Source organism: Microbacterium phosphatis, assembly GCF_049177115.1.
GTDB lineage: Bacteria > Actinomycetota > Actinomycetes > Actinomycetales > Microbacteriaceae > Microbacterium > Microbacterium phosphatis.
The window spans coordinates 2674473-2687670 of the sequence record NZ_CP185370.1 but is presented as its reverse complement, the minus strand read 5'-3'; the positions used below and the strand labels follow the sequence as shown (position 1 = coordinate 2687670).

12 protein-coding genes are annotated in these 13198 nt (G+C 69.8%); 7 read left to right on the top strand and 5 right to left on the bottom strand.

The features are described from left to right. Positions 1–204: 204 nt before the first annotated feature. A complete protein-coding gene (locus tag ACOKGD_RS12805; RefSeq protein WP_342337615.1) occupies positions 205–1482 on the top strand; it encodes an ABC transporter substrate-binding protein in 1278 nt (425 codons plus the stop codon). Positions 1483–1643: 161 nt separating this feature from the next. Here the strand turns inward: ACOKGD_RS12805 and ACOKGD_RS12800 are convergent, their stop codons facing one another. The 5 genes from ACOKGD_RS12800 to ACOKGD_RS12780 all read right to left on the bottom strand — a co-directional run bounded on the left by ACOKGD_RS12800 (position 1644) and on the right by ACOKGD_RS12780 (position 6745). Continuing rightward, a complete protein-coding gene (locus ACOKGD_RS12800; protein WP_342337614.1) occupies positions 1644–2483 on the bottom strand; it encodes a type IV toxin-antitoxin system AbiEi family antitoxin domain-containing protein in 840 nt (279 codons plus the stop codon). Between the two features lie 234 nt (positions 2484–2717). Next, positions 2718–3455: an ABC transporter ATP-binding protein gene (locus ACOKGD_RS12795; RefSeq protein ID WP_342337613.1), complete on the bottom strand. Its 738-nt coding sequence runs from the start codon at positions 3453–3455 to the stop codon at positions 2718–2720. After that, positions 3452–4444, bottom strand: coding sequence for an ABC transporter ATP-binding protein (locus ACOKGD_RS12790; protein ID WP_421355054.1), 993 nt, complete (start codon positions 4442–4444; stop codon positions 3452–3454). The genes ACOKGD_RS12795 and ACOKGD_RS12790 overlap by 4 nt, the downstream gene beginning before the upstream one ends. Further along, the gene (locus ACOKGD_RS12785; RefSeq protein ID WP_342337612.1) at positions 4434–5411 is read right to left on the bottom strand and encodes a branched-chain amino acid ABC transporter permease; all 978 of its coding nucleotides are present in this window, start codon (positions 5409–5411) and stop codon (positions 4434–4436) included. The genes ACOKGD_RS12790 and ACOKGD_RS12785 overlap by 11 nt, the downstream gene beginning before the upstream one ends. Before the next feature lie 8 nt (positions 5412–5419). Further along, positions 5420–6745 carry a branched-chain amino acid ABC transporter permease gene (locus tag ACOKGD_RS12780; protein ID WP_421355053.1) on the bottom strand — a complete coding sequence of 442 codons (1326 nt, stop codon included), beginning with the start codon at positions 6743–6745 and terminating at the stop codon, positions 5420–5422. A gap of 279 nt (positions 6746–7024) precedes the next feature. Between ACOKGD_RS12780 and guaB the strand changes: the two genes are divergently transcribed. The 6 genes from guaB to guaA all read left to right on the top strand — a co-directional run bounded on the left by guaB (position 7025) and on the right by guaA (position 13077). Next, positions 7025–8527: an IMP dehydrogenase gene (gene guaB / locus ACOKGD_RS12775; protein WP_342337608.1), complete on the top strand. Its 1503-nt coding sequence runs from the start codon at positions 7025–7027 to the stop codon at positions 8525–8527. Between the two features lie 77 nt (positions 8528–8604). After that, a complete protein-coding gene (locus tag ACOKGD_RS12770; RefSeq protein WP_342337606.1) occupies positions 8605–8877 on the top strand; it encodes a DUF2277 domain-containing protein in 273 nt (90 codons plus the stop codon). Positions 8878–8985: 108 nt separating this feature from the next. Continuing rightward, the gene (locus ACOKGD_RS12765; RefSeq protein WP_342337604.1) at positions 8986–10110 is read left to right on the top strand and encodes a GuaB3 family IMP dehydrogenase-related protein; all 1125 of its coding nucleotides are present in this window, start codon (positions 8986–8988) and stop codon (positions 10108–10110) included. Continuing rightward, positions 10097–10939, top strand: coding sequence for an SURF1 family cytochrome oxidase biogenesis protein (locus ACOKGD_RS12760; RefSeq protein WP_342337602.1), 843 nt, complete (start codon positions 10097–10099; stop codon positions 10937–10939). Before ACOKGD_RS12765 ends, ACOKGD_RS12760 begins: the two co-directional genes overlap by 14 nt. A gap of 60 nt (positions 10940–10999) precedes the next feature. Continuing rightward, positions 11000–11491: a DUF3817 domain-containing protein gene (locus ACOKGD_RS12755; protein WP_342337601.1), complete on the top strand. Its 492-nt coding sequence runs from the start codon at positions 11000–11002 to the stop codon at positions 11489–11491. Next, positions 11488–13077 (top strand): glutamine-hydrolyzing GMP synthase, encoded by a 1590-nt coding sequence (gene guaA, locus ACOKGD_RS12750; RefSeq protein ID WP_342337599.1) that lies wholly within the window; start codon positions 11488–11490, stop codon positions 13075–13077. Before ACOKGD_RS12755 ends, guaA begins: the two co-directional genes overlap by 4 nt. The last annotated feature ends 121 nt before the right edge of the window (positions 13078–13198 follow it).

Below are 13198 nucleotides of genomic sequence, written 5' to 3'. Positions count from 1 at the left end.
CGCTTGACACATTGCGTGTCATCTTGTGCAGCCCCGTAACGATTTGGTCGCGAACGGCTGTGCAGACTGCTCAGAGACCCCTGATAAGCGATCCGCGCCCGGATCGCCAGGTAGATTCCTGTCATCACCCGCGGGCCCGACGTCGCTTTCCCAGGAGTGTCGTCACCAGTCCCTAGCCCTGCGGGTCCTGACGAAAGGAACCACATGGTTCGCTCCAAGAAGCTGCTCGGCATCGCCGCCCTCGGCGCCGTCGCGGCGCTGACGCTGGCCGGTTGCGCCGCCGGCACCACCGAGAAGCCCGCCGCCGAGGCCTCCAAGCCCGCCGCCGGCGGCGACCTGGCCCTGAAGGTCGGCATGCTCGCGCCGAGCTCGGGCTCGCTGTCCTTCCTCGGCCCGCCCCAGATCCTGGGCGTCCAGTACGCGCAGTCGCTCGTGAACGAGTACAGCGACAAGACGGGCCTCGAGATCGAGGTCGTGCTCGGCGACGAGGGCGACACCGACAACAAGGCCTACGAGACCGAGCTGCCGAAGATCCTCGGCGAGGACGTCAGCGCGCTCATCGGCGCCGCGTCGTCGGCCGTGTCGAAGCAGATCATCGACACCGTCACCGGTGCCGGGATCGTCCAGGTCTCGACCTCGAACACGGGTGCGTTCTTCACCACCTACGAGGACAACGGCCTCTACTTCCGCACCGCTCCGTCGGACGTGCTGCAGGGCGACGTGCTCGGCAACTTCATCGCCGAGCAGGGCGCCCAGACCCTCGGTCTGATTGTCATGAACGACGACTACGGCACCGGCCTTGCCGGCTTCGTCACGGACGCCTTCGAGGCCGCCGGCGGCGAGGTCGTCGCGGCCCCGACGTTCAACCCCGGCGACACCTCGTTCGACGCGCAGATCAGCGAGGTCCTCGCGGCCAAGCCCGACGCCGTCGCCGTCATCTCGTTCGCGCAGGCCGCGACGATCATCCCGGCGCTGAACGAGAAGGGCTTCGACTCGTCGAACCTGTACCTCGTCGACGGCAACGTCGCCGACTACACCTCGGCCGGCGACAACCCGCTGCCCGCCGGTGTCCTGACGGGCGCGAAGGGCACGATCCCCGGCCCGACGCCGGAGCAGGTCGCGTCGTTCAACGAGAAGCTGAAGGCGTTCGCCACCGAGCAGGGCGAGGACCTCAAGTCCTTCACCTACGGCCCCGAGGCGTTCGACGCCCTCACCGTCGTGGCGCTCGCGTCGCTCGCCTCCGGCTCGACCGACGGCAAGGACATCGCCGCGAAGCTGCAGGAGGTCACGGGCGGCTCGGGCGACGGCGAGAAGTGCGAGACGTTCGCCGACTGCGCCGACCTGCTCCTGGACGGCAAGACCATCGACTACGACGGTGCGTCCAGCGAGATCAAGTTCGACGACAACGGCGACCCGGAGGGCGGCTACATCAACCTCTACGAGTATGCCGACGACAACACCTTCGCGCCGTTCGAGGGCTGAGCCTCTTCACCGCGTGAGAAGCGCCCCGTCTCCCGAGAGGGAGGCGGGGCGCTTTCGCGTGGGGTGCGGTGCGGCGCGGCGCGGGTGGCCTCGCGAAGTCAGGGGATCTCGCGAACTCAGGGCCCGGATCCGGATCCCGGCCCTGAGAATCCGGGATCCCCTCAGGACGCGGGCGCCAGGTGCAGGCCCTGGGCGACCGCGAGGGTGATGAGCTCCTGCACGTGGGGCCAGTCGTCGATGAGCTGCCAGTAGCCGATCCGGATCACGTGGTAGCCCGCGAGCATCAGCCGGAGGTCGTGCTCGTTGTCGACCAGCCGCTGCGCGTCGACGTGCGTGCCCCCGTCGATCTGGATCACCAGGCGATCGCCGATGAGCAGATCGACCGGGTGGCCTTCGATCCAGACCTGCCGGCGCATCCTCACCTTCGTGGCCGCCACGAGCCAGCGCAGCCGTGTGGTCAGGATCGACTCCGTCCCCTGCCCGGCGAAGGGTCGGGCATCGGTGAGCAGTCGGCGGGCGGCCGGACCGAGCGGCAGCCGACGCAGGACTTCGCGGTGGAGCATCCCGAGGCGCATCGCCGACTCCCAGATCGCGACGGCCTCCTCGTACGGTCGGCACTCGGCGACGATGGCGAGGACATTCTCGACCGGGTCGACGAGAGCCCCGCCGCGTCGCGGAACCAGTGGCGCGCGCCAGTGCACGTGGCCGTCGAGCGGCCGCGGCAGGCTGCCGTGCGGGGGAGCGGCGACGTGCAGCTCATCGGTCGCCGACCACAGCCCCAACCGCCTTGCCTGCGTGACACAGGTGAGGACGACGCCGTGCTGCGCGGCCGCGACGAGCAGCGCGTCGGCCCCGGGCGCGGCCACCCAGCCCTTCCGCACCCGCTCGACCGCGCCACTCGCCAGCGCCTTGCGGATCGCATGGTCGCCGATCCCGAGCTCGGTCAGCGCCCGCACCCGGGCGACGCCGTCGAACCTCCGCAGGGCGTGGGTGATGTCCATGACTCCACCGTGCCGTTCCCGCGATCGCCGAAGCGCCCCCCGCGGCCCCGGTGGAGAAACGTCGCGTGATTCCGTCCTGGGGGCGAGGCACGCCGGATCCGCCCGTCCCCGGGATCGCAGGGGATCTCGCGAAATCAGGGCGGAGATCCGGATCCCCGGCCCTGAGAATCCGGGATCCCCTCGGAATCCGGGGTGGGGCGCCAGCCGCCCCTCGGCGCGCGGCGCCCGAGGGCGTCAGGCGCCGAGGGTGCCGAGGTAGAGCTCGGCGACCTTCGGGTCGTTGAGCAGCTCGCGGCCGGTGGCGGTGTGGGCGTCGCGGCCCTGATCGAGGACGTAGCCGCGGTCGCAGATCTGCAGGCAGCGGCGCGCGTTCTGCTCGACCATGATGCAGGTGACGCCGGCCTTGTTGATCTCGGAGACGCGCAGGAAGGCCTCGTCCTGACGGACGGGGGAGAGACCGGCGGAGGGCTCGTCGAGCAGCAGCACCTTCGGGTCCATCATGAGCGCGCGGCCCATGGCGACCATCTGGCGCTCGCCGCCGGAGAGCCCGCCGGCGCGCTTCTTCAGGCCCGCACCCTTGGCGAGGTCGGGGAAGATGCTCATCACGAACTCGATGCGCTCGGCGGTGAGCGAGGGCTTCTGGAAGGCGCCCATCTCGAAGTTCTCCTCGATGGTGAGCGAGGGGAAGACGTTGCTGGTCTGCGGGATGAAGCCCACGCCCTTGCCGACGAGCTTCTCGGCCTTCAGGCCGGTGATGTCCTCGCCGTCGAGCGAGATGCTGCCGCCGCGGATCTGCACCTGGCCGAAGATGGCCTTGAGCAGCGTCGACTTGCCGGCGCCGTTGGGGCCGATGATGCCGATCAGCTCGCCCTGGTAGGCGGTGAGGGTGGCGCCGTTGAGGATGTTCACGCCGGGCAGGTAGCCCGCGTGCACGTCGTCGACGAGGACGACCGGGGTCCGGGTGTCGGTCACTTGTCGTTCTCCTTCTCGGCGTCGAGCTCGGCGGATGCCTCGGCCTCGATCACGGCCGCGTCGACGGACGCGGACGCCTCGGCATCGGTCGTCGGGTCGGCGTCGATGATCGCCACGCGGCCGGTGACCACACCGAGGTCGAGCTCCTGGTGCGCGCCGAGGTAGGCGTCGATCACCGCGGGGTCGCGCATCACCTGGTCGGGGGCGCCCTCGGCGACCACCCGGCCCTCGGCCATCACGACGACCCAGTCGGCGATGTGGCGCACCATGTGCATGTCGTGCTCGACGAACAGCACGGTCATGCCCTCGTCCTTGAGGTCGAGGATGTGGTCGAGCAGCGACTGCGTGAGCGCCGGGTTGACGCCCGCCATGGGCTCGTCGAGCATCACGAGCGTCGGGCTCGTCATCAGCGCGCGGGCCATCTCGAGCAGCTTCTTCTGCCCGCCGGACATGCCCGCGGCGAGGTCGTCGCGCTTCTTGTCGAGCTTGAACTTCACCAGCAGCTCGTCGGCGCGCTGCTCGATCTCGCGATCCTGCTTCCGCCACAGCGCCGGGATCAGGCTGTGCCAGAAGCGCTCGCCGGTCTGGCCGGTCTGACCGAGCTTCATGTTGTCCATGACGCTGAGACGGCCGAGGGCCTTGGTGAGCTGGAAGGTGCGGATCAGGCCCATCCGCGCGACCTTGTGCGCGGGCACGTTGGCGAGGTCCTTGCCGTCGTACGACCAGCTGCCCGCATCGGGCTTGTCGAAGCCCGTAAGCAGGTTGAACAGCGTGGTCTTGCCGGCGCCGTTCGGGCCGATCAGCGCCGTGATCGCGCCGCGCGGGATCTCGAGGTGCTCGACGTCGACCGCGGTGAGGCCGCCGAAGGTGCGCTTCACGCCGGACGCGACGATGATCGGGTCGACCTTCTTGACGCCCGCGGCGGGCTCGCCGATGTGCAGCCCCGTGGACTTCGGCCGGGAGACCGGAGGAGTGATGTCAGCGGACAAAGGTCAGCTCCTTCTTGTCGCCGAGGAAGCCCTGCGGCATGAAGACCACCAGCAGCATGAGCGCGACGCCGACCAGGACGAAGCGCAGCGTGCCGGCCTGGCTGGACGACATGTCCAGGATGCCGCTCTCGGTCAGCCCGGAGAGGAAGTTCGTGAGGAAGGTCTGGATCACCCAGAACACCAGGGATCCGAGCAGCGGGCCGAACACGGTCGCGGCACCGCCGAGCAGCAGCGCGGTCCAGACGAAGAACGTCAGCGAGGTGACGTAGACGCCGGGGTTCACGGCGGAGGGGAGGGCGTAGACGATGCCGCCCGCGGCCATGATCACGCCGCCGAGCACCAGCGACTGCATCTTGTAGGAGAAGACGTTCTTGCCGAGCGAGCGGATCGCGTCCTCGTCCTCGCGGATGCCCTTCATCACGCGGCCCCAGGGGCTGCGCGTCAGCATGAACACCAGGAGCGTGGCGAAGGCGAGGGTCATAAGGCCCATCACGCGCACCCAGAGGTCGGTCTCGTTGTACGTCCACGGGCCGAAGCCGTACGTGCCCTCGGGGAACGGGTTCGAGGCGCGGAACGACGCGTGGTAGCCGCCGAGGCCGCCGGCCGATCCGGTCACGTCGGCGAAGGTCGTCGTCATGAACAGCAGGCGCACGACCTCGGCCGCCGCGATGGTCGCGATGGCGAGGTAGTCACCGCGCAGGCGCAGCGTCGGGATGCCGAGGATGAGCGCGAACACGGCCGCGCCGACGAGGCCGACCAGCGCGCCGCCCCACCAGGGGAAGCCGAACGTGAGGATCGAGATGGCGTATCCGTACGCGCCGATCGCCATGAACGCCGCGACGCCCATGTTGATCAGCCCGCCGAAGCCGAAGTGGATCGCGAGGCCCAGGGCCGCGAGCGCGTAGGCCAGCGTCGAGGGGCTCAGGATCGAGGCGAGGGTGTTGTTGAAGATCTGCAGCCAGTCCATGGCGACTCCTAGCCGATGCGCTCGCGACGGCCCAGGATGCCCTGGGGGCGGACGAGGAGGATGAAGATGAGGATCAGCAGGGCGCCGGCGAATCGCAGGTCCGCGGGCACCCATAGGCTGATCGTCTCGGTGAGGATGCCGATGATGAGGGATCCGACGAGAGCGCCGTATGCCGTGCCGAGGCCGCCGAGCGTGACCGCGGCGAACATCAGGAGCAGGAACTGCACGCCCATGTCCCAGGTGAGGCCCGGGCGGTAGTACGTGTACAGGACGCCCGAGAGGCCGGCCAGGCCCGCGGAGACGATCCAGACGATGCGGACGACCCGGTTGACGTCGATGCCGCTCGTGGCGGCGAGGGCGGGGTTGTCCGAGATCGCGCGGGTGGCCTTGCCGATGCGGCTGCGGGTGAGCCAGGTGGCGAAGGCGATGATGACGACGATCGAGATCGCCATCGACACGAGGTCGGTGGCCGATGCGGTCACGGCGCCGAACAGCGGGATGCTCCCGCCGGGCAGCATCGGCGGCAGCTGGTGCACGTCGCCGCCGATGAAGAACTGGAACAGGTACCGGATCGCCAGCGAGAGGCCGATGGACAGGATCATGAGCTGCACTGTGCCGACGCCGCGCCGGCGCAGGGGGCGCCAGATCGTCGCGTCCAGGGCGTAGCCGAGCGCGGCGCTGAGGATGACGGCGAGCGGGATGCCCACCCACACCGGCAGCGCGAGGCTCGCGGGGCCCACCAGCAGGAGCGCGGCGACCGCACCGAACGTGACCATCTCGGCGTGCGCGAAGTTCGAGATGCCGGTGGTGCCGAACACGAGCGACAGGCCGACGGAGGCGAGCGCCAGCATCAGGCCGAAGTTCAGGCCCTGGAAGAGGCGCTGGAACAGCTGGTCGACGAAGGTGACCGTGATCCGCTCGCCCTCGCCCAGGAAGAAGTTGAGCGTGAGGCGGCCGCCCTGGCCCATCTCGCGGACGACCTCGTTGGGGGTCTCGTCCTCACCGGTGTCGTCGACCACAACGACGCCGTCGGGAAGGGTGTCCTCGTGCAGGGTGATCGTGTACTCGACGCCGCGCTCGGGAACCTGCACCGTCCAGCGGCCCTCGGCGTCGGTGGTGACGTCCTGCTCGCCGCCGGGGCCGTCGATGGTGAGGTCGACCCCCTCCAGAGGCTCGTCTTCGAAGGTGACGATTCCGCTGATCTTGAACGGGTCGCCCTCCTCCGCGTGCGCCGCTGTCGGCAGCACCAGCGCGGCGAAGAGGGCGGCCAGGAAGGCCGCGAACGCGACGATCGCGCCGAATCGGGTACGCCTCAAGAGGGCGGGTGTGGGCATCGTTGATCCTCCGGTCCGCGCGCGGCGGGTGGGGTGGCGCCGCGCGGGGTGCGTGAACGGGTCGTTCAAACGTACGACCCTAATGTGTCGCGGGCGTTTCGTCGGTGTCCGCACGGGATCTGTGCGCATTCTGTGACCGACGGCGCACGGTTCGCGTCGCGATCCGCATCCGGAATATCTGAGGCCCTCGGGCGCTTAGAATCCCTATACGGGGGAGGATGGCATACCCGGCCCCTTCCGCGATACGAGCTCATCCATATCGCTCCAGTGGAGAACGTCATGACTGACTACGACCCGTTCGGCTTCGTCGGACTCACCTACGACGACGTTCTGCTCCTGCCGGGGCACACGGATGTCATCCCCAGCGAGGCCGACACGTCGTCGCGCCTCACTCGCAACATCCGCGTGGCCTCGCCGCTGCTCTCGAGCGCGATGGACACCGTCACCGAGGCGCGGATGGCGATCGCCATGGCCCGCCAGGGCGGTATCGGCATCCTGCACCGCAACCTCTCGATCCAGGATCAGGCGGCCGCGGTCGACCGCGTCAAGCGCAGCGAGTCGGGCATGATCACCGACCCGATCACCACAACGCCGGACGCCACCATCGAAGAGGTCGACGGCCTCTGCCAGAAGTACCGCATCTCGGGTCTGCCCGTGGTGGACGCCGACGGCAAGCTCGTCGGGATCGTCACGAACCGCGACATGCGCTTCGTCTCGGACTTCGAGCGCACCACGACGCTCGCCAAGGACGTCATGACGACCGAGGGCCTGGTCACCGGCCGCGTCGGCATCAAGCCGGAAGAGGTCGTGGCGCTGTTCGCCAAGCACCGCGTCGAGAAGCTGCCGCTCGTCGACGACGACGGGAAGCTCGCGGGCCTCATCACCATCAAGGACTTCGACAAGAGCGAGAAGTACCCCCTCGCCACGAAGGACTCGCTCGGCCGCCTGCGCGTGGGTGCCGCGATCGGCTTCTTCGGCGACGCGTGGGAGCGCGCCGAGGCGCTGCGCGACAAGGGTGTCGACGTCATCGTCGTCGACACGGCCAACGGCCAGTCGCAGGGCGTCATCGACATCGTCCGCAAGCTGAAGGCCGATCCGACCTTCGCGCACATCGACATCGTCGGCGGCAACATCGCCACCCGCGAGGGCGCGCAGGCGCTCATCGACGCCGGTGTCGACGCCGTCAAGGTGGGTGTGGGCCCTGGCTCCATCTGCACCACGCGCGTCGTCGCCGGTGTGGGCGTGCCCCAGATCACGGCCATCTACGAGGCGTCGCTCGCCGCGCGGCCGGCCGGCGTGCCGGTCATCGCCGACGGCGGCCTGCAGTACTCCGGTGACATCGCGAAGGCGCTGGTCGCCGGCGCCGACACCGTGATGCTCGGCTCGCTGCTCGCGGGCACGGAGGAGTCGCCCGGCGACGTCGTGTTCCAGGGCGGCAAGCAGTTCAAGCTGTACCGCGGCATGGGATCGCTCGGCGCGATGCAGACCCGCGGCAAGCAGACCTCGTACTCGAAGGACCGCTACTTCCAGGCCGACGTCCCCAGCGACGACAAGCTGATCCCCGAGGGCATCGAGGGTCAGGTCGCCTACCGCGGCCCGCTCTCGGCCGTCGTCTACCAGCTGGTCGGCGGGCTGCGTCAGTCGATGTTCTACGTCGGCGCCCGCTCGATCGACGAGCTGAAGGCCCGCGGCAAGTTCGTCCGCATCACCTCGGCGGGTCTGAAGGAGTCGCACCCGCACGACGTGCAGATCGTCGTCGAGGCGCCGAACTACAAGCGCTGATCCGGCTTCGCCGAAAGGCCCCGCGGCCGCGCCGCGGGGCCTTTCGCGTGTCCGAGGCCGGGACTACCGTGACGGGCATGTGCCGGAACATCCACACCCTTCACAACTTCGAGCCCGCCGCGACCTCCGACGAGGTGCACGCCGCCGCTCTGCAGTACGTCCGCAAGATCGCGGGGACCACCAAGCCCTCGAAGGCGAATCAGCCCGCCTTCGACGAGGCGGTCCACGAGATCGCGCACCTCACCCAGCACCTGCTCGACGCGCTGGTCACCAGCGCCCCGCCGAAGAACCGCGAGACGGAGGCGGAGAAGGCGAAGGCCCGCGCCGCCGGCCGTTACGCCGCCGCCTGAGCTTCCCTCGGGGCGGTCCGGGCGGGGATCCCCGACTCGGGCACGAAGCACCGGATCCGTCGGTGACGGCGGGAGAGGGCATCGAGCGACCCCGGGTAGGCTGAAGCGGTGACGAGCGAGATCGAGCTGGGCCGCGGCAAGCGGGCACGACGGGCGTACGCGTTCGACGACATCGCGGTGGTGCCCTCGCGCCGCACGCGCAATCCGGAGGACGTGACGACCGACTGGTCGATCGACGCCTTCCACTTCGACATCCCCGTGCTCGGCGCCCCGATGGACTCGGTCGTGAGCCCGAAGACGGCGATCATGCTCGGCCAGCTCGGCGGCCTGGGCGTGCTCGACCTCGAGGGTCTGTGGACCCGCTACGAGGACCCGCAGCCCTTCCTCGACGAGATCGCGTCGCTTCCCGACGAGGTCGCGACCAGCCGGATGCAGCAGCTGTACGCCGAGCCGATCAAGCCCGAGCTCGTCACCGCGCGCATCAACGAGATCCGCGCCGCGGGTGTGGCCGTCGCCGGCTCGCTCAGCCCGCAGCGCACGCAGGAGCTCTACAAGACGGTCGTCGCTGCCGGTGTCGATCTTTTCGTGATCCGCGGCACCACGGTCTCGGCCGAGCACGTCTCGAGCGAGTCCGAGCCCCTGAACCTCAAGAAGTTCATCTACGACCTCGACGTGCCGGTCATCGTCGGCGGCGCCTCGACGTACACCGCCGCGCTGCACCTCATGCGCACCGGTGCCGCGGGCGTGCTCGTCGGCTTCGGCGGCGGCGCCGCCTCGACCACACGCGCCACCCTCGGCATCCACGCACCCATGGCCTCGGCGCTCGCCGACGTCGCCGGCGCCCGCCGCGACTACCTCGACGAGTCGGGCGGCCGCTACGTGCACGTGATCGCCGACGGCGGCGTGGGCACCTCGGGCGACATCGTGAAGGCCCTCGCCATGGGCGCCGACGCGGTCATGCTGGGCGTCGCCCTGGCTCGTGCCACGGATGCGCCCGGTCGCGGCTTCCACTGGGGCCCCGAGGCCCACCACGCGAAGCTGCCGCGCGGCCGCCGCGTGAAGGTCCCCCAGGTCGGCACCCTCGAGGAGGTCCTGTACGGACCGGCGTCGATGGCCGACGGCACCGCGAACCTCATCGGCGCCCTGCGCAAGTCGATGGCGACCACGGGATACTCCGACCTCAAGGAGTTCCAGCGGGTCGAGGTCGTCGTCGCGCCGTATGACCACCACTGACGGATCCGCCCCGGAGGGGCTGCTCTTCCCGCCCACGCTGCGGGAGGTGCTGCTGCGTCCGCGCTGGATCGCCCTGCTGCTGCTCGCCCTCGTGGTGGCGGCGGTGTTCGCGTGGCTCGGGCAGTGGCAGCTCTCGACCGCGATCGACGAGGATCCGCTTCCCGCGGGGGCGACCGAGGAGGTGCGCCCCCTCACCGACGTGGTGCTGCCGGGGGAGTACCTCGAGGAGCCCCTGGTCGGCCAGCGCGTCGAGGTCACGGGCACGTGGGTGCCCGGCGACTTCATCGTGATCTCGTCGCGCTTCAACGACGATGTCGAGGGCTACTGGGTCACCGGCCACCTGACCACCCCCGATGCCGCGCTCGCCGTGGCGATCGGGTGGGCCGATGACCGCGCCGCGGCGGATGCCGCGGTGGAGGCGCTCGATGAGGCCGCCCGAGCGGGCGGAGACGAGGTCGAGCTCACCGGCCGCGTCATCTCGGACGAGGGCCCGCAGCTGCCGCCCGCCGGCGCCGACCCGCTCGAGCAGACCCGGATGTCTCCCGCCGCCCTGCTCAGCCGCTGGCACCTGCCCGAGGGCGGCACCGACGTCTTCCGCGCCTACGTGACGTCGACGGATCCGACCGGGTCTCTCGCCGACGCCGGGCTGGAGCCGATCTCGTCGCCCGCTCCGGAGATCGGCAGCCCCATCAACTGGCTGAACATCTTCTACGCGGTCGAGTGGGCCGTCTTCGCGGGCTTCGCGTTCTACCTCTGGTACCGCCTCGCGCGCGACGCGTGGGAGCGCGAGGTCGAGGAGTTCGAGGGCATCGACCCCGACGAGGAGTGAGGCCGGATCCGGGGCGGGACGCGGACGAAGCGCCCAGCCGCCGCCGATAGACTGGACCCCATGCCTCGCCCGAAGCTCGCCACGTTCCCGCAGATCAGGGGCGCGCTGCGGTTCTACCAGATCTGCTCCGTGATCACCGGCATCGGCCTCCTGCTGCTCTGCGCCGAGATGGTCCTCAAGTACACGCCCCTGGCGGTCGAGCTGTTCTTCCTCGACTCGCACGGCCTCTTCGCGTTCCGCGAGGTCGTGGCCCAGGGCGACGAGCTCGTCTCCACCGGCGACGGCGTGAACCTGTCGCTCGGCATCCTCATCGTGCACGGCTGGTTCTACGTCGTGTACCTCTTCGCCTGCTTCCGCGTATGGAGCCTGATGCGCTGGCCGTTCTGGCGGTTCATCCTGCTCGCCGGTGGCGGCGTGATCCCGTTCCTCTCCTTCATCATGGAGTTCGTCGTCGCCCGCGACGTGAAGCGCTACCTGGCCGAGCGCGAGACCGCGGCCGCCGAGAAGGCAGCCCAGGCTGCGACAGAGAACCCACAGGAGGTCGCCCAGTGACAGCAGATGTCACCGCCGACACCGTCCAGCGCCCCGTGCTGGTCGTCGATTTCGGCGCCCAGTACGCGCAGCTCATCGCGCGTCGTGTGCGCGAGGCCGGTGTCTTCAGCGAGTTGATCCCTCACACGGCCACGGCCGAGGAGATCGCATCGCACAACCCGGTCGCGATCATCCTCTCCGGCGGGCCCTCGTCGGTCTATGAGGAGGGCGCGCCCCGCCTCGACCCCGCGGTCTTCGACCTCGGCGTCCCGACGCTCGGCATCTGCTACGGCTTCCAGGTCATGGCGCAGGCGCTCGGCGGCGAGGTCGCCAACACGGGCCTGCGCGAGTACGGCGCCACCGACGCCGCGCTGGTGGGCGACGGCGGCGTGCTGCTCGGCGGCCAGCCCGCCGACCAGAACGTGTGGATGAGCCACGGCGACCAGGTCGCCAAGGCCCCCGAGGGCTTCGAGGTGCTCGCCTCGACGGCCGCGACCCCGGTCGCCGCGTTCGGCAACGCCGAGAAGTGCTTCTACGGCGTGCAGTGGCACCCCGAGGTGAAGCACTCGGACTTCGGCCAGAAGGTCATCGAGAACTTCCTGCACAAGGCCGCGGGCCTCCCCGCGAACTGGAACGCCGACAACGTGATCGCCGAGCAGGTCGCACGCATCCAGGCGCAGATCGGCGACGCCCGCGTCATCTCGGCGCTCTCGGGCGGCGTCGACTCGGCCGTCTCGACGGCCCTTGTGCACAAGGCCGTGGGCGACCAGCTCACCGCCGTCTTCGTCGACCACGGCCTCCTCCGCAAGGGCGAGCGCGAGCAGGTCGAGAAGGACTACGTCGAGTCGACCGGCGTGCGCCTCATCACGGTCGAGGCCGAGGAGACCTTCCTCGGTCACCTCGCCGGGGTCACCGACCCCGAGACCAAGCGCAAGATCATCGGCCGCGAGTTCATCCGCGCGTTCGAGAAGGTGCAGCTCGACCTCGTCGCCGAGGCCAAGGAGTCCGGCGAGAAGGTCAAGTTCCTCGTGCAGGGAACGCTCTACCCCGACGTGGTGGAGTCGGGCGGCGGCGCCGGCACGGCGAACATCAAGAGCCACCACAACGTGGGCGGGCTGCCGGAGGACCTCGACTTCGAGCTGGTCGAGCCGCTGCGCACGCTGTTCAAGGACGAGGTGCGCGCCATCGGCCGCGAGCTCGGCATCCCCGAGGCGATCGTCGGCCGTCAGCCCTTCCCGGGCCCCGGCCTCGGCATCCGCATCATCGGCGAGGTCACCCGCGAGCGCCTCGACATCCTGCGCGAGGCCGACGCGATCGCCCGCGAGGAGCTCACCAAGGCCGGCCTCGACAACGAGATCTGGCAGTGCCCCGTTGTGCTGCTCGCCGACGTCCGCTCGGTGGGCGTCCAGGGCGATGGCCGCACCTACGGCCACCCCGTGGTGCTGCGCCCCGTCTCGTCCGAGGACGCGATGACCGCCGACTGGTCGCGCGTGCCCTACGACGTGCTCTCGAAGATCTCGAACCGCATCACCAACGAGGTCCGCGAGATCAACCGCGTGGTGCTCGACGTCACCTCCAAGCCCCCGGGGACGATCGAGTGGGAGTGATCCCGCGCTGAGGCGTCCGCCTCGCGTCTGAAAGGACGTGTCCTCCCCCGAGGACACGTCCTTTCCGCATCCGCAGGGGCCTTCGGCGGGGCGACCAGCCGCTCGGAGGGAAGGGTAGGGA